General features: G+C 36.3%; 20 protein-coding genes and 1 pseudogene. 12 read left to right on the top strand and 9 right to left on the bottom strand.

The genetic code is table 11. The annotated features are described in order from the left end of the window. Window position 1: 1 nt before the first annotated feature. The 5 genes from C9E89_RS08765 to C9E89_RS08745 form a co-directional block, all read right to left on the bottom strand. The gene (locus C9E89_RS08765) at window positions 2–754 is read right to left on the bottom strand and encodes an SDR family NAD(P)-dependent oxidoreductase (RefSeq protein ID WP_107007872.1); all 753 of its coding nucleotides are present in this window, start codon (window positions 752–754) and stop codon (window positions 2–4) included. After that, window positions 751–1,434 carry a glutathione S-transferase family protein gene (locus C9E89_RS08760; RefSeq protein WP_107007871.1) on the bottom strand — a complete coding sequence of 228 codons (684 nt, stop codon included), beginning with the start codon at window positions 1,432–1,434 and terminating at the stop codon, window positions 751–753. The genes C9E89_RS08765 and C9E89_RS08760 overlap by 4 nt, the downstream gene beginning before the upstream one ends. 38 nt (window positions 1,435–1,472) lie before the next feature. Continuing rightward, the gene (locus C9E89_RS08755) at window positions 1,473–1,958 is read right to left on the bottom strand and encodes an SRPBCC family protein (protein WP_107007870.1); all 486 of its coding nucleotides are present in this window, start codon (window positions 1,956–1,958) and stop codon (window positions 1,473–1,475) included. A gap of 297 nt (window positions 1,959–2,255) precedes the next feature. Continuing rightward, window positions 2,256–2,690, bottom strand: a complete 435-nt coding sequence (locus tag C9E89_RS08750) for a PaaI family thioesterase (protein ID WP_107007869.1) — start codon at window positions 2,688–2,690, stop codon at window positions 2,256–2,258. A gap of 54 nt (window positions 2,691–2,744) precedes the next feature. Beyond that, window positions 2,745–3,605 (bottom strand): metal-dependent hydrolase, encoded by an 861-nt coding sequence (locus tag C9E89_RS08745; protein WP_107007868.1) that lies wholly within the window; start codon window positions 3,603–3,605, stop codon window positions 2,745–2,747. Window positions 3,606–3,764: 159 nt separating this feature from the next. On the opposite strand from C9E89_RS08745, the gene C9E89_RS08740 reads away from it, so the two are divergent. The 3 genes from C9E89_RS08740 (at window position 3,765) to C9E89_RS08730 (ending at window position 6,303) form a co-directional block, all read left to right on the top strand. Next, window positions 3,765–4,223, top strand: coding sequence for a winged helix-turn-helix transcriptional regulator (locus C9E89_RS08740; RefSeq protein WP_107007867.1), 459 nt, complete (start codon window positions 3,765–3,767; stop codon window positions 4,221–4,223). A gap of 211 nt (window positions 4,224–4,434) precedes the next feature. After that, a complete protein-coding gene (locus C9E89_RS08735; protein WP_107007866.1) occupies window positions 4,435–5,370 on the top strand; it encodes a metal-dependent hydrolase in 936 nt (311 codons plus the stop codon). Further along, complete coding sequence (locus C9E89_RS08730) at window positions 5,371–6,303, top strand: alpha/beta fold hydrolase (RefSeq protein ID WP_107007865.1); 933 nt, start codon at window positions 5,371–5,373, stop codon at window positions 6,301–6,303. An 81-nt stretch (window positions 6,304–6,384) separates the two neighbouring features. On the opposite strand, the gene C9E89_RS24140 is transcribed toward C9E89_RS08730, so the two are convergent. Then, window positions 6,385–6,462: a helix-turn-helix domain-containing protein gene (locus tag C9E89_RS24140; protein ID WP_407641422.1), complete on the bottom strand. Its 78-nt coding sequence runs from the start codon at window positions 6,460–6,462 to the stop codon at window positions 6,385–6,387. 318 nt (window positions 6,463–6,780) lie between these two features. Continuing rightward, window positions 6,781–7,668, bottom strand: coding sequence for an NAD(P)/FAD-dependent oxidoreductase (locus C9E89_RS08720; protein ID WP_107007864.1), 888 nt, complete (start codon window positions 7,666–7,668; stop codon window positions 6,781–6,783). A 109-nt stretch (window positions 7,669–7,777) separates the two neighbouring features. Between C9E89_RS08720 and C9E89_RS08715 the strand changes: the two genes are divergently transcribed. Then, window positions 7,778–8,218, top strand: coding sequence for an Rrf2 family transcriptional regulator (locus C9E89_RS08715; protein WP_107007863.1), 441 nt, complete (start codon window positions 7,778–7,780; stop codon window positions 8,216–8,218). A 234-nt stretch (window positions 8,219–8,452) separates the two neighbouring features. Here C9E89_RS08715 and C9E89_RS08710 read toward each other — a convergent pair whose 3' ends face one another. Continuing rightward, window positions 8,453–9,316 carry a LysR substrate-binding domain-containing protein gene (locus tag C9E89_RS08710; RefSeq protein ID WP_228199008.1) on the bottom strand — a complete coding sequence of 288 codons (864 nt, stop codon included), beginning with the start codon at window positions 9,314–9,316 and terminating at the stop codon, window positions 8,453–8,455. A 619-nt stretch (window positions 9,317–9,935) separates the two neighbouring features. On the opposite strand from C9E89_RS08710, the gene C9E89_RS08705 reads away from it, so the two are divergent. The 8 genes and pseudogenes from C9E89_RS08705 (at window position 9,936) to hisC (ending at window position 21,823) form a co-directional block, all read left to right on the top strand. Beyond that, on the top strand, window positions 9,936–12,011 hold the full coding sequence (locus tag C9E89_RS08705) for a hydantoinase/oxoprolinase family protein (protein ID WP_107007861.1): 2,076 nt from the start codon (window positions 9,936–9,938) through the stop codon (window positions 12,009–12,011). Window positions 12,012–12,034: 23 nt separating this feature from the next. Further along, window positions 12,035–13,702, top strand: a complete 1,668-nt coding sequence (locus C9E89_RS08700) for a hydantoinase B/oxoprolinase family protein (protein ID WP_107007860.1) — start codon at window positions 12,035–12,037, stop codon at window positions 13,700–13,702. Beyond that, a complete protein-coding gene (locus C9E89_RS08695; RefSeq protein WP_107007859.1) occupies window positions 13,702–14,904 on the top strand; it encodes a pyridoxal phosphate-dependent aminotransferase in 1,203 nt (400 codons plus the stop codon). Before C9E89_RS08700 ends, C9E89_RS08695 begins: the two co-directional genes overlap by 1 nt. Window positions 14,905–14,925: 21 nt before the next feature. Next, complete coding sequence (locus C9E89_RS08690; protein WP_107007858.1) at window positions 14,926–15,738, top strand: NAD-dependent epimerase/dehydratase family protein; 813 nt, start codon at window positions 14,926–14,928, stop codon at window positions 15,736–15,738. A gap of 32 nt (window positions 15,739–15,770) precedes the next feature. Next, window positions 15,771–16,967, top strand: a complete 1,197-nt coding sequence (locus tag C9E89_RS08685) for an NAD(P)/FAD-dependent oxidoreductase (protein ID WP_107007857.1) — start codon at window positions 15,771–15,773, stop codon at window positions 16,965–16,967. 23 nt (window positions 16,968–16,990) lie between these two features. Next, window positions 16,991–18,676 carry a thiamine pyrophosphate-binding protein gene (locus C9E89_RS08680; protein WP_107007856.1) on the top strand — a complete coding sequence of 562 codons (1,686 nt, stop codon included), beginning with the start codon at window positions 16,991–16,993 and terminating at the stop codon, window positions 18,674–18,676. 66 nt (window positions 18,677–18,742) lie between these two features. After that, window positions 18,743–20,194 (top strand): NAD-dependent succinate-semialdehyde dehydrogenase, encoded by a 1,452-nt coding sequence (locus C9E89_RS08675; RefSeq protein WP_265935923.1) that lies wholly within the window; start codon window positions 18,743–18,745, stop codon window positions 20,192–20,194. 521 nt (window positions 20,195–20,715) lie between these two features. Beyond that, window positions 20,716–21,823 (top strand): annotated as a pseudogene (gene hisC / locus C9E89_RS08670) (histidinol-phosphate transaminase). Between the two features lie 120 nt (window positions 21,824–21,943). On the opposite strand, the gene C9E89_RS08665 reads toward hisC, so the two are convergent. Then, window positions 21,944–23,691, bottom strand: a 1,748-nt coding sequence (locus tag C9E89_RS08665) for an FAD-linked oxidase C-terminal domain-containing protein (RefSeq protein WP_171405109.1), incomplete at its 5' end; no start/stop codon positions are given.

Raw genomic sequence — 23,691 nt, 5'->3', positions numbered from 1 at the left:
ATTAAAACTTCTCCTGATATGGACGTAAATCTAACTCATGTGTCCATAATTCTTTTTTCTGCTGATACAGCATCCAATAATTTTCAGCAATAGCATCAATATTTAAACCACCCGTTCCACGTGTTAAGCGTAACAATCTGCCAAAACCTAAAACTGCCTGATTCACTCGATCACCATCTACCATACCGTCAATGACAACATGGGCAATATGAATATTCAGGGGTTTGTAGATTTTTGCTAGATTTAAAGCATAGTTTCTCAGTGCCGATTTGCCCATGGTAAAGGCAGCAAAGTAGGGTTTACCACGCATAGAAGCGCTCGCACCTGTAAAAATGAGTGTGCCGTTTTGCTGGTGTTGAAAAACATTTAAACTGTATTGTGAAACAATATAAGCCGATGAGAACGTTGATTTCCACATTTTATTAAAGAAACCTGCTGTGGTTTTTAAGAAAATAGATGGAATATTTCCGCCAACATTATGAATAACGGCTTCGACCCGCTCTTGATGAATGCTATCAAATAATGCTTTTACTTCAGCTTGATTTTCGATATTGATGCAATGGGAAATTGCCTGCCCACCCAGATTGATAATTTCAGTCGTAACCCGATCTACTTTTGTGGCTGTACGACCTACAACATGAACTTTTAGCCCTTCTTGTGCAAAACGTCGGCATACTGCAGCACCAATTCCACGTTGAGCACCAACGCCAAAAACAACAACACTGGGTAAAGTTAAATCTTGATTTTGTATCATAATTTTTCTAACCATTGTGAAATATTTGCGTAGCTTAGGATAACGGTGCGAAAACTTTGATGAGTACGCACGATTTCTAAAAGTTGTGAGCCTACGGCAATATCAGCGATCGTTTTATTTTTTCCAACAAGCCAACCAGTTTGCTCTAACACAATATCAATTCGTTCAAGATGTCGAATAAATTCTGCATCTATCGTGCCATTAGGGATGCGTCCCAAACCTTGCATTTTGAGTTGTAATGTTAATGTTGTTTTGAGTAATGGTTTAACAAGTAGAGTTTCATGATAGGGACGCCCTTCTATGGCTTTTGCTACAGCAAGTTTAAAAGCTTGAGCATCATTTACACGATAGTGAACTTCATAAAAATATAAAAGCTCGTCTGCCCAGTCTTCCCATAATTCTACATACGCTTTTTCAAGAGGATCTTGAGGATAGAGCAGAGGAAGATCAGGAAAAGCACTATCTAAATATCGCGCGATTTGTGTACTGTCCTGAATACGTTGACCTTGAATATCAAGGACTGGTAATTTACCTACTTTACTTAGCATCGGTGCTTTTGCACCTAATACTCCATTATAGTTAATTGTTGAAAAAGGAATTCCTTTAAACTTCAGCATACGTGATACTTTTTGGCAAAAAGGAGAAATTTCCCATTGGTGCAATACAACTGAGTTAGACATTTTTGGCTTCCTGATCAATATTTTACTCACAATTAGACTTATTTTTTTTCACCAAAATATTTCTTCGTATCATTGATAAATGATTTAAAAATGAGTTCATTAATAATATTATTCACTTTAACAAATTGCTTAAAACCTGATCTTGGTTCAATCGCAAAACGCCATCTTAATCTAGAACCACCTTCTATGGCGGTCACTTGATAATCCTCTGCAAAGGATTCAAAAAAAGGCACATTCATGGTTTCAACATAAAATGAATGTCTACGTTCAGCATTGTTCCAATAAAAAAAGTTTTCTTTTAAGTTAAGAATATTTGCAATTTTTGCTATTCTTTTTGTCTCTACACCATAGGGTGGTGCAGAAATATAGTGACCTTTTATATTTTTACACCATGAAAGAGGGATTTGAGTTGTTAAGCCATCCCATACCGTATCTGCACTTGCAGCAAGTTCAACATCAAAAGACCACGTATAGAGTGCTGTATCAAAAAAAGAGTGGTCATATATTGGCTTCAATTGAAACATATAAACTCCAGTTTGAAAAAATGAGCTATATAGATATAGAACTATTTTCTATTATTGGCTTATAAATAGGGTTTACTGATCAAGCGCGTAAACCCTTTATTTAATCTGTGAAGCTAGATATTTTGTTTTATCAATGACTCGGCATAATTACATTTCAATCAAAGAAAAAAATAATGATGTCAGTCTTGTAAATAAATCCACAAAGTCATTTTAAAAATCAAAAAAATGAAGAAAAGATTTTATTTAGCTGTTCATTGAACTGAACTAAAAATAAATCTTAAACAAATAAAAAATACATTAACGACGAATAATCATATTCGTTGCAGTGGCATAAGCATAAAGCTTACCTTCTTCATCTCTTAAATATCCTTCTGTAATTACTAAGTTTTTTCCTGCATTGATCACTTTTGCCTCTGCAAATAATTTCGTCTTAAATGGCATAGGACGGCACATTTTGATCGAAAGGTCAGTTGTTCCATAACTTTCACCTGCTTGTAGCAGAGTATGTGTCGCACAGCCTGTGACTGAGTCGAGTACTGTTGCTGCAAAACCACCATGCACGCCGCCCATTGGGTTGGTATGACGTTCATCAGCGATTGCACTAAATACAATTCGACCATATTCAACTTCTTCTGGCTGCATAGGAATGCTTTGTGCAATACCTGCTGGTGGAATAAGTCCTTTACTAAATGCTTGCATAATTTCCAAGCCTGTCATGTCTTTTACGTTCATATAAATATCCTTTTTATCAATATTTTACTTTTGATTAATTAAAAAAAATGAGCTTTAGTTGAGTTTACGAGTGATTGTATCGAGGTTGATTCGTTTTTTGGTTGCTGCAACCAGTAAGGTTTCATCAGTCTGGTTAGGATGAAAGTCTCTACGATAATAAGTCATTAATTTAGGAATAATTTTACGATATTCTGATGCTGAAAAAGCAGTGAACTTTAACCACGATTTTAGGTTCAACAGTTGTCCATCTCTTGACATGAGGACAAATTGATATACATTCGAAAAGAGCGTAACCAATACCATACTAAAAGTGAATAAAGTAACACGTGGGATATAGGCATCTAGACCTTTACCATATAAATGTTCATACATATCATAAGCAACAGCTTTGTGTTCGGTTTCTTCAATACTGTGCCATAACCATAAATTTTTAATAGTTTGATCTGAAATTAAATTGTGAATTGTCTCCATCATTTCTACCACAAGCACAGCGGTATAGTGTTCCAGACCAACAGTCACCAGTAAATTCCATTTTTTAGGGAATATTTTTTCTATAGTCGTGAGAATAACGCCTGTGGCTTTCTCCAATGACTGAGGGTCTAAACCATACTGTTGGGCACTGACATGAAATGCATGATGTTCTTTAGAATGCATCGCTTCTTGCCCAATAAAAGCTCCAATATCACGATCAAGTGCAGGGTTTGATTTAATTTGAGGTCTTAATGCACGTACAGAACGAACAAAGTATGACTCACCCTCAGGAAATAAAGCCGATAACCCTGTAAAATAATGGGTAAAAGCTGGATCATTGTTGCACCAGTATTTAGGTGTTGCAAAAAATTCATAATCCATACGTCGTACAGGAAATGAAGTAGGCGCTTTTTTTATTTCTTTTTTTGCAATTGATGAGGACATAGTCTATCTCCATTATAAATTGTAAGTTCTAAAAAGGAACTTATAATTAAAATAGGCAATGATAGAGGCTATTGTCAATCTAATATTGAAACTTTAAAGTAAACTTGTCCTTAAATGACAATCCTGTACCTGTTATGATAATTTTTGAGGAGAAATAGAATGAAATGGCACGAACTCGGAGAATTGCAATGCCCAATTGCAAGAAGCTTATCGATCCTTGGAGATCGCTGGACACTATTAATTATTCGTAATGCTTTTATGTCAACCAAACGATTTGATGATTTTCAACGTGAACTTGGGATTACTCGACATCTTTTAACTGAACGAATCCAACGCTTGGTTGAACATAATATATTTGAAAAAGTTTTATATAATGAAGCACCTAAGCGTTATGAATATAAATTAACTGAAAAAGGATTAGCATTATATCCCATTATTTTGGCATTCAGTAGCTGGGGTAATTTATGGCAAAATGAAAATCAAGAATTTCCTGAAGTAAAATATAAACATAAAAATTGTGGTCATTTTACTCGACCTGAAATGACTTGTGACTGTTGTCATGAAAAAATTGACCCTAAGCAGATGCAGCTTATTCCATTTCCTGAAAATGAAAAATAATAATTTTGAATGATGGTGTGTTGGTTTAATTGAATTTGGAATCGTTTAATAGACAATTCTGATTGAACGATACTGTTTTTATGAATGGAATGACCTGAAAAGATATAAATGAGGATTATGAGGCTATATGAGTTCCTTTTTAGAACTTGATAGGCTTGTGTTAGTTCTAAAAAGGAACTTATATAATGCTGATAGAGTCATGGTGATAAAAATGGAAAATAGAGAAGCACTCAATCAATCCTCAAAAACATTCTGGCCAATGACTGTGCGCCGAGTCAGTTTTGATTGGGAAAAAACACCTTTACATTGGATTCCTCAGTCTGCTTTAGCAAGTCATGCTGTTAATCATTTTAGTTTCACCCTTGTTCGTGGCGAATATTTCTTTTGTCGTATTTTTAATAAAACGTTGCCCTATATTCACGACGAAAAGCTTAAAGCAGATGTTAAAACCTTTATACGTCAAGAAGCTATACATGCTCAGGCACATAAAGAATCTATAGAATTATATTTAAAACGCTATGGCGTAGATATTGAAAAACAATATGAAATGTCATTCAAGTTATTTGATCGACTCTTGGCAGATCAGCCTTTGGGAATAAAGTTACCTAAACGTTTTGAAAGAGAATGGTTAAACCTACGTGTAGGTTTGGTTGCCACAATTGAGCATTATACTTGTGCATTGGGTAAATATGTGATCGAAACCGCCCGTTGGGAAGAAAAAGGAGCTAATCCTGAGGTGAGTGATTTATTTACTTGGCATTGTGCAGAAGAAGTTGAACATAGAGCAGTTGCCTTTGATTTGTATCAGTATTTAAGTCAAGACAACTATGCTATGCGCAGTGGTTTGATGTTGATATTTGTTCCTATTTTTACTTTTATCATGGTGAAGGGAACAGTAAACTTAGCTGCAACAGATCAGAAAATACCGAAAACGCAAAGAAGTATATTACGTCGTGGTTTTTGGAAAGAGTGGCGCAATGCCAGTAAGCAAGAGCTTATTCCGAGTATATCGTGGTTTGTGACGACTTCTCGAAGTTTTTTTGCTAAAGATTATCATCCATTTTACGAAGCTTCTACGCAAATGGCTTTGGATTATATCCACCGTTCGCCAGCAGTAAAAGCTTATGAGCAAAGGAAGGCATCATAAATGACAATACAAAAAATTCAGCAACCGAATTTAAAAACACAAAAAATGATTATGGCAGATGATGTTCAATTATCTGTGTATGAATGGGGTGAAAGCTCACCAGAATTTGAAACGATTATTCTCATACATGGTTATCCTGATGATGCTAGTGTATGGGATAAAATGGCAGCGAAACTCTCTCACAATTTTCATGTTGTTAGTTATGATGTGCGTGGCACAGGAAATTTTACTGCTCCTATTTCCAGTAAGGGCTATGAATTTCAGTATTTATTATCCGATTTGAACTATGTAATTTCAAAGGTTAGCCCTAAACGTAAAGTACATCTTTTAGGGCATGATTGGGGGGCGTTACAGGGTTGGGAAGCTGTTTTTGATCATGATTTACAAACAAAAATTCAAAGTTACACAGCATTAGCACCAGGTTTGGATCATGTTGGTACATGGTTTAGGCAACATTTATTGAGTTTACAGCCACAACAGCAGTGGAAAGCCATTAAACAAATGATTTCATCAAGTTATATGGGGTTTTTCAATTTACCAATATTGCCTGAATTGAGTTGGAATGCTTTTTTAAATAAGCATTGGACTAAGTTGCTGTCTAAAATTGAAGACCAACAGCTTCAGCATTCTTCATCTCATCAATTGAGAAATGGAATCAATGGATTGGAACTTTATCGGAAAAATTTATTTTCTTCACTGATTTCTCAAAAGCATCGTATCACTCAAGTACCAGTGCATGTGCTATCTATGCGTCATGATCCATTTGTACCACAACATTTTTTGTTGGGAATAGAAGATACCGTAGATGCATTGTATAAAAATACTGAAATTGAAGCAGGTCATTGGGGAATTTTAACTAAAATAGAACTATTTATAGAACCCATTTCAACATTTATTTTTAGTATAAAATATGATGATATGTTGCAAGATTGACCTACTCCCCTTACTAAACCGTTGGTTATCGTGGGGGGAATCTATGCGCCCTATGTAATCATATTATTACACCTCTTGATGCTACATTGCATTGTAAGTAAACCAAGCGTAGCCAAAGTATTTTTCAATTAACACGCTTTGCTCACTATTTGGATAAATATGGCATTCGTCTAATGCCAGTCAGTTAAGCTTTTTTAATCCTCTCCTTGCGAAGCAGTGCTTCTCACCTTTTTCAAAGGAGGGAGATTCTTAGAAATTTATCTCATAATTTTGCTTAATTGATCAGTATTACGGTATTAGTTAGCTTTCATTAAAACCTCTTTCATGCTTTTTTTGAGTAAATGAATAACTTAGTATAAATACCAAGATTGGAAAATTGACCTGATTAAGTTCAATGATGGAGATTATCGTATCCATCCCCATCTAACGAGAAACACTGTTTCACAGGATTATAGATGGGGAGTTGAGTACAATTCATTAAAAAATAAAAGACTTATGTGCCACAATTCCTGTCATTGCACCATCACCTACAGATAAAGCAACAGAGCCACCAGAGCGAGTCACATCGCCACATGCATAAATACCTTTGATATTGGTTTCTTTTGCAGGAGAGGTTTTAATCGCTTCACCATATTCATTGCTATCAATGTCTAAGCCTAAATTCCGAATCCAATTTGCTTGTAAACGAGTAACTGTAGAAACGAATAAACCATCTAAAGTTGTACGTTCTTCATCTACAAACACGACATCACAATGGTTTTCAATACGAGCAACTTGACGAGTTTCAATGACAATTTGACGCTTAGATAGTTTTGCTAACAGCTCATCATCTAATTGTTCAGTTTTGATAGCATCATTTAAAAATAATGTTGTATTTCCCCAATCAGGCAACATCAAGGCTTGATGTAATGAATGCATACCCGATGCAAGTACACCGATTTCACCCATATTAAGTTCATATCCATCACAATAAGGGCAATGATAGATCGATTTACCCCAACGTTCTGTTAAGCCTTCAACTTGGGGGAGTTCATCTTTTATACCTGTGGCAATGATGATTTTTTCTGCTTGGAACTGTTGCTCGCCAGCAAAGACCACATACTGTCCATCTACAGCTTTTACATCCGTTACAGTTTCACACAACCATGAAACAGTTGAATATTTTTTAACTTGTTCTCTAGCTTCTTCAGCAATTGTATTAGGAGCTTGACCATCTTGGGTGAGAAAGTTATGTGAATACTCTGCAAAGCGATTTCTACGTTGTCCAGCATCAATAATCAAAATTTGACGACGAGCACGAGCTAAAGGCAATGCAGCAGAAAGACCTGCATAACTACCACCAATAATTACAACTTCATAGTTCATTCCAAAGACACTCAATATGTAACTTCAAAAGTTACTATATCATTTTTAAAATTGATATGAAACTTTTAATGTTACAATCTATCCCATCCATTTAGCTCTAGATTTAAATATGCGTAAAGACAGTAAACTTTCTCGAATGCTTCATGTACTTCTACATATGGCTCGTGAAGATAAACCTTTCACATCAGATTATATTTCAGAAATGCTCGAAACGAATCCTGTTGTTGTACGTAGAACGATGTCAGGCTTAAAGAAACATGGATTTGTTGATTCAGAGAAGGGACCTGGGGGTGGCTGGAGCTTGGTTAAATCTTTAAGTGAGATCTCTTTGTATGATATTTATGTAGCAGTGGGTGAGCCTTCAATTTTTGCGATTGGCAACGAAAATAAACAACCTGATTGTTTGGTTGAATTAGTCGTAAATCAAGCTTTGGATCAGGCATTTATTGAAGCACAACAATTACTCATCAATAATTTAAAGGCTACCAAATTAGATAAATTAGCACATGATTTTCAGATTGAATGGGATAAACATATGGCGAACAAATAGTCTTAGTGAACTAATGGACGTTATTCTTTGAAGCGTATGTTACTCCCAAGTAGAAATGAAGTCATTCATCATCACTAAAAATTAGGGTAGAAGACAAGGTAAATATGACAAAATACAGAGCTATTTATCATCAGTAGAGAGTTCAAAAAAGTTTTATCTAAATTTTTTGACAGCAGTCTATTTTGAAATTTCCATTTAAAAAGACTGCTGCATAATATTAGTTATTTAATAAAATCAATCAGATTCGAGTCGATTTTTAATCCATTGAGTCATGGTAGTAATTTTAGGTGTTTGCGACATAGATGTTGGATAAACCATATAATAAGATCTGTTTGTCTGCATTTCGTATGGCCAAACTTGCACTAATTCACCATTTTCTAGTTCTTTTTTTACAAAAAACTTAGGTATTAATGCGATTCCTGAGCCAAGAACTGCAGAGTTTACACATGCTGAAAATGTATCAAATCTTGGACCAATAAACGTTTTTTCATGACTGAAATCTTGTGCTTGAAAGAATTCATCCCAAGCCCGCGGTCTTGCACGAGATTGAATGAGTACATAATTTTGGAAATCTTCAATTTTGTTTAATGGTGTACTCATTAGGTCAGGTGCACTTACCGCAATACAGATTTCTTCAAATAACTTGATACTCGTCATATCACGCCAGACACCATTTCCATATAAAAAAGCAATGTCAATTTGACTAATATCAATATCTGAAGAGCTGATTTGCTCTTGAAACTCCAAATGAATCTGAGGGTTAGTGTCACTAAAACCCTTTAAAATTGGAATAAGCCAACGCGAACATAATGTAGGATGAGCTGCAAGGTTCAAAGTATCTGCTTCATTACGATGTGCGAGAACATTTAAGACAGATATTTCTATTTGATTTAGAATAATTTGTGTTTCTTTTAAAAATAGTTTTCCTGTAGGTGTGAGTTGTAAGCGTTGTAATGATCGTTCAAAGAGTTGAATATTTAGACTATCTTCTAAATGAGCCACTTGTTTACTAATTGCACTCTGTGTCATATGCATCACTTGAGCTGCTTTTGTGAAACTTAAATATCTGGCTGAAGCTTCAAAACACCGAAGTGACATAGTGGAAGGATATGTTCTTGAAGTCATCTTTTGCATAATCTATCCTCTGAAAATGCTTGCGGATCAAAAAAAATTTGATAGCACCCTTTGCCATCTGTATTTAATAAAATATGTAGCTTAATGCATTTATTCCAGTGTAATGCTGTCAAAAAAGTATTATCCTAATATTTTGAAAATAGTATAAATGTTTTTTATATCATATTTAATTTAAAAAAAATATAGAATACAAATCAATTGTTTAATTTTAATTGTATTATTTTTATAATAAGAATACAGTTTATAAAATATTTTAATATAAATGAATAAATCAATATGTATAAATAAAAACTATTTTAGTGTAATTGTTTTTTATTAAATATCAAGAGAAAATTAGGAATGATGTATTAACTTATTTTCTTGAGCTATTTTTTAAACAAAAAACAATATTATAATAATTTTTTAAAAAACTAAGTTATTGAATTTTAATATTATATTTTGATTTTATTGTTATTTTTTGATTAATTAAAATACATTTTATTATTTTAAACTGTGTTGACGTATTTTAACTCAACTATTATTTTGATTTTAAGCTATTCGGTATTAGCTAATAAGAAATTAACTTTAAAAAAAGGTAAGAACGATGACGACTTCAATCTGTCGTGTTGGTGTTGATATTGGCGGAACATTCACCGATATCGCTTTGGATTTAAATGGAGTCATCCATTCGACAAAAGTCCTTACTGACTACGAACTCCCTGAACGTGCAATTTTAAAAGGTGTGTCTCAAGTCGCTAAGATCGCAGGTGTAAATTTAGCAGACATTGATCAATTAATTCACGGTACAACATTAGCAACTAATGCATTGATTGAACGGAGAGGTGCAAAAACTGCATTTATCACTACTGAAGGTTTTCGTGACACTCTTGAGATGAGAACAGAAAATCGTTTTGAACAGTATGATATTAATATTTCATTGCCACCACCATTAATTGAGCGTGAACATCGCTATACGTTAAAAGAACGAATTGGTGTTGATGGTAATGTGTTAATCGAACCACAACAACAAGATATAGATGATGTTGTTGAAAAAATTGCTCAAGGTAACTATGAGAGTGTGGCTATTGGATTTATACATAGTTACATGAATGGAGAGCATGAACGTAAGTTGCGTGAAGCTCTCGTTGCTCGTTTACCACAAGTCTCAATTTCGATTTCAAGTGAAGTTTCTCCACAAATGCGTGAATTTGAGCGTTTCAATACTGTGTGTGCAAATGCTTATGTAAAACCGATTATTAAGTCTTATTTAGATCGTTTAGTTGTGGTATTAAAACAAGAAGGCGCTCAATGCCCAGTATTCATGATTCATTCTGGTGGTGGGATTATTTCTGTAGAAAGTGCTGCAGAGTTTCCAGTTCGCCTCGTAGAGTCAGGTCCTGCTGGTGGAGCAATATTTGCAGCAGATATTGCTCGAAAATATTCACTTGATTCAGTTGTTTCATTTGATATGGGGGGAACAACAGCAAAAATTTGTTTAATTGAACAGCAAGTACCAAAAACTGCAAAAACATTTGAAGTTGCCAGAACTTATCGCTTCAAAAAGGGAAGTGGAATGCCAATTTCAATTCCTGTTGTAGAGATGGTTGAAATTGGAGCTGGTGGTGGCTCAATTGCCAGTATTGATAGTATGCGCCAAATTCGTGTAGGACCACATAGTGCAGCATCTGAACCTGGTCCAGCCTGTTATAACCGTGGTGGGCGTGAGCCAACAATTACAGATGCGAACCTTTTATTGGGTCGTTTAGATGCTAATAATTTTGCGGGAGGAGAAATCCTACTTTCAGAAGAAAATGCAGATGAAGCTATGGCTAGAGTAATTAGTAATCCTTTACAGCTGACTGCAAAAACTGCTGCCTACGGTGTTTGCGAAGTTGTAGATGAAAATATGGCAAATGCTGGTCGTGTTCATGCTGTGGAAAGTGGTAAAGATATTTCAGATTTCACTATGATTACTTTTGGGGGTGGAGGTCCACTACATGCAGCACGTCTTTGTGAAAAAATGGGAGTATCACGCTTTATTGTTCCTGCAGGTGCGGGTGTTGGTTCTGCAATAGGCTTTTTACGCGCACCTTTTGGCTATGAAGCAGTGCGTAGTTCATTTGTACGTCTTTCAACATTTGATGCTAAACAAATCAATCATCTAATTGATGATATGACACAAGAAGCTATTGGTTTCTTACGTCAAGGGATGCCTGAAGGGGATGTTGAGAAAGAATGTACTGCCTTCATGCGATATGTCGGTCAAGGTTGGGAAATTCCTGTCCAATTAGGTTTTAAAACATTTAATCAAGATGATGGGGCAGCATTTAAAAATGCTTTTGAACAAGCGTATACCACATTCTTTGGTCGACCAATTGAAGGTCCTGATGTTGAGATTGTGAGTTGGTCTGTCAAAGCAAGCTCTCCTCTTGCTCCTGTAGTACCAGTGGAACAGATTGAGGCAACACATCAAGCTGAGCCAATAGCACAACGTAAAGTCTTTGATGTGGTTCAAGGTGATTTTATTGATGCAAATATTTATCAGCGAGAAAATTTAAATATTGGGGCTCAGATCGATGGTCCTGCGATTATTACTGAGCGAGAGACTTCTACATTTATTACATCTTCATTCACTGCAACTGTTCAACCAGACGGTTGCTTATTGGTTGTTAAGCGCTAGGGAATGCATTAGAGGTTATTACAATGACAACAAATTTAATTGATATTCAAATGCAGGTGATGTGGAACCGTCTAGTTTCAGTGGTTGAAGAACAAGCTTTAACACTGATTCGAACTGCATTTTCTACAAGTGTGCGTGAAGCCGGTGATTTATCAGCAGGTGTATTTGATCGCGAGGGGCGAATGATTGCTCAGGCTGTGACAGGTACGCCAGGTCATGTGAATACGATGGCTGAAGCTGTTGTTCATTTTATTAATGACATTGGTGCAGATAATATTTACGAAGGTGATGTTTATGTGACCAATGATCCGTGGAAGGGTACAGGTCATTTACATGATATTACGATTGTTTCTCCTTCATTTTATAAAGGTAAGTTGATTGGTTATTTTGCTAGTACTGCACATGTCGTAGATATTGGTGGTCGAGGTTTTGGTCCAGATGCTCGTGAAGTATATGAAGAAGGTCTATTTATTCCTGTGATGAAGTTGTTTGAACGTGGCAAGGTTAATAAAGATCTAGTGAATCTTATTCGCCATAATGTACGTGAGAATGATCGTGTCATTGGTGATTTTTATGCACTGTCAGCATGTAATGAAACTGGTCATTTACGTTTAATCGATATGTTACGTGAGTTCAATCTGAATGATCTAGACATGATTGGTGGTTTTATTTTGGAGCATAGCCGTAAAGCAACTTTAGATTGTTTTAAGTCTCTACCTCATGGTCAATATACCAATAGTATGACACTTGATGGCTACGATATACCAGTGACACTTTCAGTGACATTAACAGTTGGACCAGATGGTATTTTAACTGATTTTATAGGCACTTCAGGCATGAGTCAGTTTGGTATTAACGTGCCTTTAGGTTATGCCAAAGCCTATGCTTGTTATGCATTGAAATGTATTTTGGCACCAGAAATTCCAAATAACACAGCATCCCTTGAGCCTTTTGAAGTCGTTGCACCAGAAGGTTGTATTTTAAATGCTAAACATCCCGCTCCAGTATCAGTACGTCATGTTTTAGGTCACTTTGTACCTGATCTTGTCCTAGGCGCATTACATAAATGTTTACCTGGATCTGTGCCAGCTGAAGGTGCAAGCGCCCTTTGGAACTTACATATGAGTGTTCGTCCTCTGGCAACGAACCCAAATGGTCGTAATTCAGAAATGTTGATGTTCAATAGTGGTGGCATGGGAGCTCGTGCGAACCTTGATGGTTTAAGCGCAACTGCATTCCCAAGTGGTGTACATACAATGCCTGTTGAAGCAACAGAACATGCAGGTCCAGTTATTGTTTGGCGTAAAGAATTCCGTAATGGTTCTGGTGGTGCTGGTACTTTACGTGGTGGTCTAGGTCAAGAAATTGAGATCTCAGCTTCAGAAGGCTATGAATTCCGTTTTAGTGCAATGTTTGACCGTATTAACTATCCAGCACGGGGACGTGAAGGTGGTTTAGATGGCACAAAAGGATTTGTAGGATTAGATGATGGCACTGTGTTACGTGGAAAAGGTCAACAACAAGTGCCTTCCAATCGTCGTCTAGTACTAAGTTTACCTGGCGGAGGGGGATATGGTGACCCTCGAAAACGCCCATGGGAGTCGGTGGAGCGTGATGTGCGTTTCGGATATATCAGCCCAGAGCAAGCTGAAGCAGATTATGGTTATATACCTGTAGGGAGTGAAAAATAATGCAATTTCAAAGTACTCGAGTACAAAAAGTAAAGAGTTCCCCAAGTATGGTAGTTTCTGTTTTAGCAAAACAGATGGCAGCAGCAGGTGAGCCAGTTATTAATTTAAGTTTAGGAGAACCAGATTTCTCCACACCCACTCATGTGGTAGATGCTGCATACAAAGCAATGCTTGATGGGCATCATTTATATACTGCACCAAATGGTTATTCCGAGCTTCGTGATGCAATTGTAGAAAAATTTAAAAGAGATAATAACTTAGATTATTCTCAAGATGAAATTTGTATTGGGAATGGCGCTAAACAAATTATTTTCAATGCATTCTTAGCGACCTTAGAATCGGGTGATGAAGTCATTACACCAGCACCATATTGGGTTTCTTATACAGATATGGCTTTACTAAATGGTGGAGTACCAAAGGTTTTATCATGTGGAACTGAACAAAATTTTAAAGTTCAACCTGAACAGTTAGAACAAGCAATTACTTCTAAAACGCGTTGGATAATGTTGAATTCTCCAAGTAATCCGACAGGTGTAATTTATAGTAAAGATGAATTAGCAGCATTAGGAAAGGTACTTGAGCGTCATCCGAATATTTTCATTTTATCTGATGAAATTTATGAACATATCATATTGAGTGATAAGCCATTTGTTTCATTCGCAGAAGCATGTCCTACACTTAAAAACCGCACATTAATTGTAAATGGTGTTTCTAAAGCGTATGCAATGACTGGCTTCCGTCTAGGATATGCTGCAGGACCAAAAGAATTAATAGCTGCAATGAATAAAATGCAGTCTCAAACAACAACTTGTCCTTCTTCAGTATCTCAACAGGCTGCAATTGCTGCTTTGAACGGTCCTCAAGATTTCATTGCTGAATCAACAAAAGAATACCGTGAACGTGGTCAGATGGTGACTCAAGCTCTTTCCGAAATCAAAGGATTAGAATTAAAGATGCCAGAAGGTGCGTTTTATGCTTTTCCTAAATGTGAAGGATTTATTGGTAAAAAAACGCCTAAGGGTGATGTAATCAAAAATGATACCGATTTAGCTAACTATCTACTACAAGAAGGAAAAGTAGCAACTATACCTGGCGTTGCATTTGGGATAGAACCTTATATTCGCTTGTCATTTGCAACATCCCAGAAAAAACTGCAACAAGCGTTAACGCAATTGCGTTCTGCACTAGCAGCACTCGTATAAATTACATTTGGAGTACATAACATGGCTAAACAATTCAAACGAATTTTAATTACAGGTGCGGCAGGACGTTTAGGGCGTGTTTTGCGTGAGGCTTTGAAAGATTATGCCGAGATTTTACGATTAACGGATATCGCACCTTTGGGTGATTTAGCTGAACATGAAGAGGGTATCTGTTGTGATTTGGCAGATTTTGAACATGTTTTACCTTTAGCCAAAGACGTTGATTTAATTATTCATGCAGGTGGTGTACCTGTTGAAAACACGTTTGAACTAATACTACAAGGTAACATTCGCGGTACATACAATATCTATGAAGCAGCACGCCAACATGGTGTTAAACGAGTTATTTATACCAGTTCAAATCATGCTATTGGCTTTTATGATCGTACTGAAACTATTGATGCGACTGTTGCTCATCGTCCTGATAGTTTATATGGTTTGAGTAAATGTTTTGCAGAAGATTTGGGTCGTTATTATTGGGATAAATTTGCTATTGAGTCAGTCAATATTCGTATCGGTTCTTCATTTGAAGAGCCTCTTGATCGAAGAATGCTAGCAACTTGGTTATCTTTTAAGGATTTTACTCAAATTGTAGTGAGGGCAATGCAGGCACCTCGTGTGGCACATATGATTGTATATGGTATGTCTAATAATCGTGAAACGTTATGGGACAACCGTTTTGCATCTTCGCTTGGATACATTCCTGAAGATAGTGCTGATAATTACCGAGAGAAAGTATTTACAAATCATCCACCTTTAGATCCGAATGATGCAGCAGCACGTTATCACGGTGGTGCATTTGCGGGTGCTGGTCATTTTGAAGATAAGACATAACATTCAGAAAAAGATTTAAGGTGAATATAGCCATGGCTACAACAGCAAAAAAACCAAACTATGATGTCATTATTGTTGGTGGTGCAGTAAACGGTAGTTCTACTGCGTACTTTCTTGCAAATAATCCAGATTTTAATGGTTCAATATTAGTAATTGAGCGTGATCCAACCTATGCACAATCTGCAACTGCGTTATCGAGTAGTTCAATTCGTGTACAGTTTTCTAACCCAATCAATATTCAAATTTCAAAATACGGTGCTGATTTTATCCGTAATTTTCATGAAACTATGCAAGTTGATGATGATAAGCCAGATTTAACTTTTCATGAGAATGGATATTTATTCTTAGCTGATGATAAAGGATTTGATGTACTTAAGCGTTTGCATAACACACAAATTGAGAATGGTGCCCAAATTGATTTATTAGATGTTGAGCAATTAAAACAAAAATTCCCATGGGTGAATACCGAAAGTCTTAAAGGTGCAACTTTTGGGCGTGCTGATGAGGGCTGGTTTGATAACTATGGAATGGTAAATGGTTTCCGTCGCAAAGCACGCTCTTTGGGAGTTGAGTATATCGAGAATGAGGTTGTAGATATCATCCGAGAGGGCAATAAGATTAAAGGTATATGCCTTAAAAATGGTGATGTGGTCGGTTGTGGAACTTTAGTCAATTGTGCGGGAACACGCGGAGCTAAAGTTGCTCGCATGGCAGGACTAGAAATTCCGGTTGAACCGCGTCGTCGCTCACTTTTTGTATTTGCATGCCGAACACCCTTAGAGGGGAATGTCCCTTTAACAATTGATCCAACAGGTGTCTTTTTCCGTCCAGAAGGTCAGTTCTATTTAGGGGGCACTTATCCTAAGGTTGATCCAGAAGTAGATCCAGAGGACTTTGGCGTATTGCATGAAGAATTTGATGAAGAAGTATGGCCAATCTTAGCTGAACGTGTACCCGCATTTGAAGCAATTAAAGTCGTAAACTCATGGGCAGGTCATTATGACTATTGTGTTTTAGATCACAATGCAATTGTTGGACCTCATAATGAAGTAGATAACTTCTTGTTCTGTAATGGCTTTAGTGGTCATGGATTACAACAAGCTCCAGCGATCGGGCGTGGATTAAGTGAGCTTATTACTTATGGTAATTACCGGGCTTTAGATTTAAGTCCACTTTCTTTCCAACGTGTCATTGAAAATCGTCCATTCCTTGAAGATTCTGTAATTTAAAACCTGATTGAGAGATATTATAAATGACTATTGAAAATAAAGTTGGTCGTACAGGCGGTCAGGTGTTAGTTGATGCCTTATTGGTAAATGGTGTTGAAAGAGCTTTCTGTGTACCTGGTGAAAGTTACTTAGCGGTATTAGATGCCTTACATGATGTAAAAGAAGATATTGATTTAATTGTATGTCGCCAAGAAGGTGGCGCTGCTTATATGGCAGAAGCTTATGGCAAGCTTACAGGTAAACCGGGTATTTGCTTTGTTACACGTGGTCCTGGTGCTACAAATGCATCTGTAGGTATTCATACGGGATTTCAAGATTCAACGCCAATGATTCTGTTTATTGGGCAAGTTGCTCGTGATCAAATCGATCGTGAAGCTTTCCAAGAAATTGATTATCGTCGAATGTTTGGTGAAATGGCTAAATGGATTGTTCAAGTAGATGATGCAAAGCGTTTACCTGAATTGATTAATCAAGCTTTCTATCGTGCTATGAATGGTCGACCGGGTCCAGTAGTCGTTGCACTGCCTGAAGATATGTTGACAGATATTGTCCATGTTGCAGATGCACTACCTGCAAAACATATCGAGCCATCAGCATCTAATGCAGAATTACTTGAATTACAACAGTTAATTAAAGAGGCAGAAAAACCATTAGTAGTGTTAGGTGGTGGTGGTTGGAATGAAGCTGCGGTAGAAAATATTCGTCAATTTATTGAAACTCAGAATTTACCAGTTGCAGCATCATTTCGTTGTCAGGATTTAGTGGATAATAAATTATCACAATATATTGGTAATTTGGGGCTAGCTGCTGGACCAGCTCTACAAAATGCGGTTAAAAATTCAGATCTCTTAATTGTACTCGGTGCGCGATTGGGTGAAATGACGACTGGTAGTTATAGCTTAGTAGATATTCCAACACCAAAGCAAAAATTAGTACATGTACATTTAGGTATTGAGGAGTTAGGTCGAGTTTATCAACCAACTTTAGGTATTAATGCTGGGATGCAGAAAATAAGTGCTCAGTTAGCTGAATTACCAGCAATTAAGCCATCATATTTCAATACCCTAGTGCATTCATTGAATGAGGAATATTTGGAAGGTTGTACATTTCCAACAGCGCCTGGTTCAGTACAAATGGGTAAAATTATTGAATGGCTCAATGAACAATTACCAGATGACAGTATTTTAACTTGTGGTGCTGGTAATTATACGGGATGGATACACCGTGGCTATCAACACCGTAAATTCAGAACATTACTAGGTCCAACCAATGGTTCTATGGGATATGGGGTACCAGCAGCAGTTGCAGCAAAGCTAACTTATCCAGAACGAATGGTTATCGCATTCGCTGGTGACGGATGCTTCTTGATGAATGGTCAAGAATTAGCGACTGCAGCTCATTATGGTGCAAATTTAGTGGTTATTGTTGTAAATAATGGAATGTATGGAACAATTCGTATGCATCAAGAGCGTGCATATCCTGGACGTGTGTCAGGTACAGAATTATTTAATCCTGACTTTGCTGTATTTGCTGCTGCGTTTGGTTTTCATTCAGAAACTGTGAACGAAACTGAGCAGTTTGTTCCAGCATTTGAGCGCTGCCAAAATTCAGGACGACCTTCTTTAATTGAAATTCAAATTGATCCTGAAGCATTAACACCGAAAATGAGTTTAACGCAAATTCGTGAAAATGCACTTGCATCACGTTAAACAGAACAAAGCACAGTCATGCAGATCACTGTGCTATTCATAACGAACTTTGATGAGTGACTTACAATAATGAAAGTTTCTAATACTACTTTATTTAAAACACAATGTTTTATTGATGGTCAGTGGTGTGATGCAATTTCTGGTCTCAATGTTGATGTTTTTAATCCTGCAACACAGGAAAAAATTGGTACAATTCCAAATATGGGAACTAAGGAAACTCAGTTAGCGATTGAAGCTGCTGAACGTGCCTTACCCGAATGGAGAAATCTAACAGCTCAAGAAAGAGCGCGAAAACTATTAGCTTGGCATAAATTAATTATTGAAAATCAGGAAGATCTTGCAAAAATTATGACGATGGAACAGGGCAAGCCTCTATTTGAGTCACGTGGTGAGATTAGTTTTGCTGCCTCTTACTTAGAATGGTTTGCAGAAGAGGGTAAACGGATTTATGGGGATGTAATTCCATCAAATCAAAAAGGTCGCCGTCTTATTGTTACAAAAGAGCCTATAGGCGTTTGCGCTGCAATTACACCATGGAATTTTCCATCAGCAATGATTACACGAAAGGCTGCGCCTGCATTAGCGGCTGGTTGTACAATGGTACTAAAGCCTGCAAGTCAAACCCCATATTCTGCATTAGCATTAGTTGCATTGGCTGAACAAGCAGGTATTCCAGCTGGTGTAATCAATGTTGTAACGGGTAAGTCTAGTGAAATAGGAGGTGAACTAACCTCAAATCCTATTGTTCGTAAATTATCATTTACAGGGTCGACACCGATTGGTATTCAGCTCATGCGGCAATGTGCTGAAACCATGAAGAAAGTCACCATGGAATTAGGTGGTAACGCACCATTTATTGTATTTAATGATGCAGATATTGATGCTGCAGTCGAGGGTGCTTTAATTGCAAAGTATCGTAATGCAGGACAAACTTGTGTTTGTGCAAATCGCTTCTATGTACAGGAAGATGTCTATGAGCAATTTGTCACAAAATTTGCTCAACGTATTGCTGCATTACCTGTTGGCAATGGGATTGAACTTGAAACAATTATTGGTCCGATGATTGATGAAAAGGCAGCACAAAACACGCAAATTTTAGTAGATGAGGCTGTCAATCAGGGGGCAGAAATTTTAGTTGGTGGCAAGCGACATTCGTTAGGTGGTTCTTTCTTCGAGCCAACCTTACTCACAAATGTGAATGTAGATATGCGAGTTGCCCGAGAAGAAATTTTTGGACCTGTGGCACCTGTCTTTAAATTTGTATCAGAACAGGATGTGATAGAAGCAGCCAATGATACTGAGTTTGGATTAGCATGCTATATCTATTCGCGAGATGTTGGTCGAATTTGGAATGTATACGAAGCTCTAGAATATGGAATGGTTGGTGTTAATGTTGGAGTTTTGGCAACAGAAGTTGCTCCTTTTGGTGGAATTAAATCCTCTGGTCTTGGACGGGAAGGTTCTAAATATGGCATTGAAGATTATATAGAAATCAAATATATGTGTTTAGGGCTCTAAATTTATCCGTAGCTAAAGAATCAAAATTTAAGCTGCGGATTTTTATTTCAAACTTATATATTCAAAAAATAAAATGCTGAGTATTAGGAGGTATTGACACTGATTTTATAAAAAACAACAAGATAATAAAATCAAAGCACCAACACTAATTCTACTTTCTTTACGCCTTATATCATACTGAATGATCAACACGAATCTAGTCTAGGTTAATTTTTTATCAGAAATGGAGTCAATTGATCTTATCTCACATCATTATCAAACATTTGTGATCATTGAGTTGCTGTTATTTACTTCATTGAACAAATCAAATATTGACTCATATTACAGGTTGTAGACCTGTTTTAACTTCAATATATCTCCTTGATTAATAGAACTCGATGTCATAGTAAGATTATGAAATTTATGAAAAAAAGGAATAATCTTCATCGTAAATGGAATTTAAATTATTCATCCACATTAACTCTATTCTTTTATAATTACATTGTTTTCAATTGAACTTAGTAGAATCAGGAGTCTTTGTAATGGAAGTTATTGATCATCAATATAGCTCAGATCCTATACGTTTTTTGAGTCCTAATATACGTACATTACAGCCTTATGTATCTGGTGAACAATCAAAGAATGACTATACCTTAAAACTCAATACCAATGAAAACCCATATCCTCCGTCACCTCAAGTTGCTAAAGCCATACAACAACTCCTTTCTAACTCAGCAGATTGTTTAAGATTATATCCAGATCCTGATGTAAAAATGCTTAGAGCTAACATTGCACAACAACAACATGTAGATATTAATCAGGTCTTTGTAGGAAATGGTTCAGATGAAGTATTAGCCTTTATTTATAAAGCTTTCTTTAGCCACCCAGCTAAATCTATTCTGTACCCAGATATTAGTTATAGTTTTTATCCTGTTTACAAACAGTTTTATTGTTTGAATGCAATTGCTATACCTGTAAATGCAAATTTTCAGATACAACCTCAAGATTATGATCAAGAAAATTGCGGTATTATTATCGCAAACCCAAATGCTCCAACTGGAATTGCTCTCGAATTAGTGCAAATTGAAGAAATTTTAAAATTAAATCAGAACAGTGTAGTGGTCATTGATGAAGCTTATATAGATTTTGGAGCACAGTCTGCAGTTGAACTTATTCCTCATTATGATAATTTAGTTGTATGCCAAACGACCTCTAAATCTCGCTCATTAGCAGGATTAAGAGTTGGATTTGCAATCGCCCAAGCTCATCTTATTCATGCTTTAGATAGTGTTAAAAACTGTTTCAACTCTTTTACAGTTGACCAAATTGCCATTGCAGCAGCATCAGCCTCTTTTGAAGACCAAAGTTATTTTGAACAATGTTGTCAACAAATTATTGAGAACAGGGAGTTCTTAATTCATGAACTAGAGCAATTAGGATTTCAAATTCTTCCATCTAAGGCAAATTTCATTTTTGTTCATCATCCAAATACAGATGCAAAACATCTTGCACAACAATTAAAGCAACAAAATATCTTAATTAGGCACTTTAATCAGCCAAGAATCAATCAATATTTACGTATTAGTTATTGGCACATTGAATGATAATATGCGATTAGTTAATGCACTAAAAACGATATTGATCAATTGATTTTTTAATCAAATAGCTTTGTTGCTGACAAAGCGATCTGAAATTTATTTTATCCATTGAAGTATAAAACTCGGGATTTAGCCCGAGGATATAAGCAATAGCAGGCTGAAATTAAATAGTTTAAAGTCTATGATTCAGAATCTGAATAGGATGAAGAGGCTGTTCCTGCTGAAGTCGCTTAATCTGACTGCGACAAGAATAACCTGTGACAAGAAATTTTAGTCCATATTCAATTTGTTTTTCCTGCCAAGATTGTTGATAAATTTGCGTAGAAAGTTGGCGATGTTCAGCCTCATGACCATAAGTTCCAGCCATGCCACAGCATCCTAGAGCCACTGTTTCAAGCTCAATGTCAAAAGCTTTAAAAATAAATTGCCATTGTTCAGTCGATGCAGGTACTTGTGTACGCTCAGTACAATGACTTGCTAAAATATATTTTGGACTAGAAATGATTGGTAAAGGCGGTAGCGAATGTGATTGTAACCACTCTTTTAGCCATTCTTGCAACATTAAGACTTTAAAAGAATATTCTGGTAATTCACCATCATATTGAGTTTTGTATTCTTGTCGATAAACTAAGGTCATTGCTGGATCTATCCCCACCAAAGGAATGCCGCTTTGAGCAGCTTTATTCAGCAGTAAAGAAGCTTTTAATCTGAGGTCTTCAAACTCTCTAATAAACCCATGAACATGTAAAGGTTTACCATTTGGGAAATATGGCAAAATACAAGGTTGTATACCCAATTTACGAATAAATTGAATTGTTTCAATAAATACAGGTGTATCGAAATACCGAGTAAATGCATCTTGGACTAAAATTACCGCTTTATCTGATGACTTAGGTAAGTTTGATAAGTCGTTATTTAGTAAAATAGCACCTAGTTCAGATAAATCTGCTTTGGCTTGACTATGAAATAAAGGGATATCAACTACTTTAAATAAGTCTCGTTGAACAATTTGAACTAATTTCATTTTCTGAAAAAAGTTATATAAGGCAGAAAAATGAGACATTAGTGGCGTAAAGCGCTCAAGATTACTAATTAAATAATCACGAATTGAATGTCTATATCTCTCATGATATTTTTGTAAAAATCGTGCCTTACTATCAGGAATATCCACTTTCACTGGGCATTGACCAGCACAAGATTTACACGATAAACAACCATGTAATGCATCATAAACTTCGATATCAAATTCCTGACTTTGTTCTTCTGAGTTTTCACGACGTAACCATTCTTTGATTAATGTTGCACGACCTTTTGGAGAGTGGATGCGATCACGTGTCACTTTATATGAAGGACACATTGGATCATCTACATCAAAATTAAAACAAGCACCATTGCCATTACAATGCATCGTCGTGGAAAATTTTTGCCAGTCTTTTCTTGCAATTTGTCTATCAAAGTTTCCTCTTAATGGAGCTTCTAACAATTTGATCAAATTTGCTTTTGGTTGAGTATCAGGTGTTGCTATTTTACCTGGATTAAGTTTATTTAAAGGGTCAAAAAGAGCTTTTACTTTTTGAATTAATGGATATGATTCACCAAAAAAAATGGGGGCATATTCTGAACGTAGACCTTTGCCATGTTCACCCCAAATTACACCACCATATTTATGAGTAAGATCAACTATTTTATCACTAATCAATTGAACTAACTCTGCTGCATGGGCATCCTTCATGTCTAATAATGGTCGTACATGTAGAACACCAGCATCCACATGTCCAAACATTCCATAGTCTAGACCATTACTATCGAGTAAAGCTCTAAATTCTAAAATATAATCTGCCAAATTCTCAGGAGGAACAGCTGTATCTTCTACAAAAGGCTGTGGGCGTTTTTCTCCTACAATATTTCCAAGTAGTCCAA

It is taken from the genome of Acinetobacter sichuanensis, from assembly GCF_003024515.2.
Lineage (GTDB): Bacteria > Pseudomonadota > Gammaproteobacteria > Pseudomonadales > Moraxellaceae > Acinetobacter > Acinetobacter sichuanensis.
The sequence above is the reverse complement of the archived record's forward strand: the minus strand, read 5'-3'. Positions and strand labels throughout refer to the sequence as shown.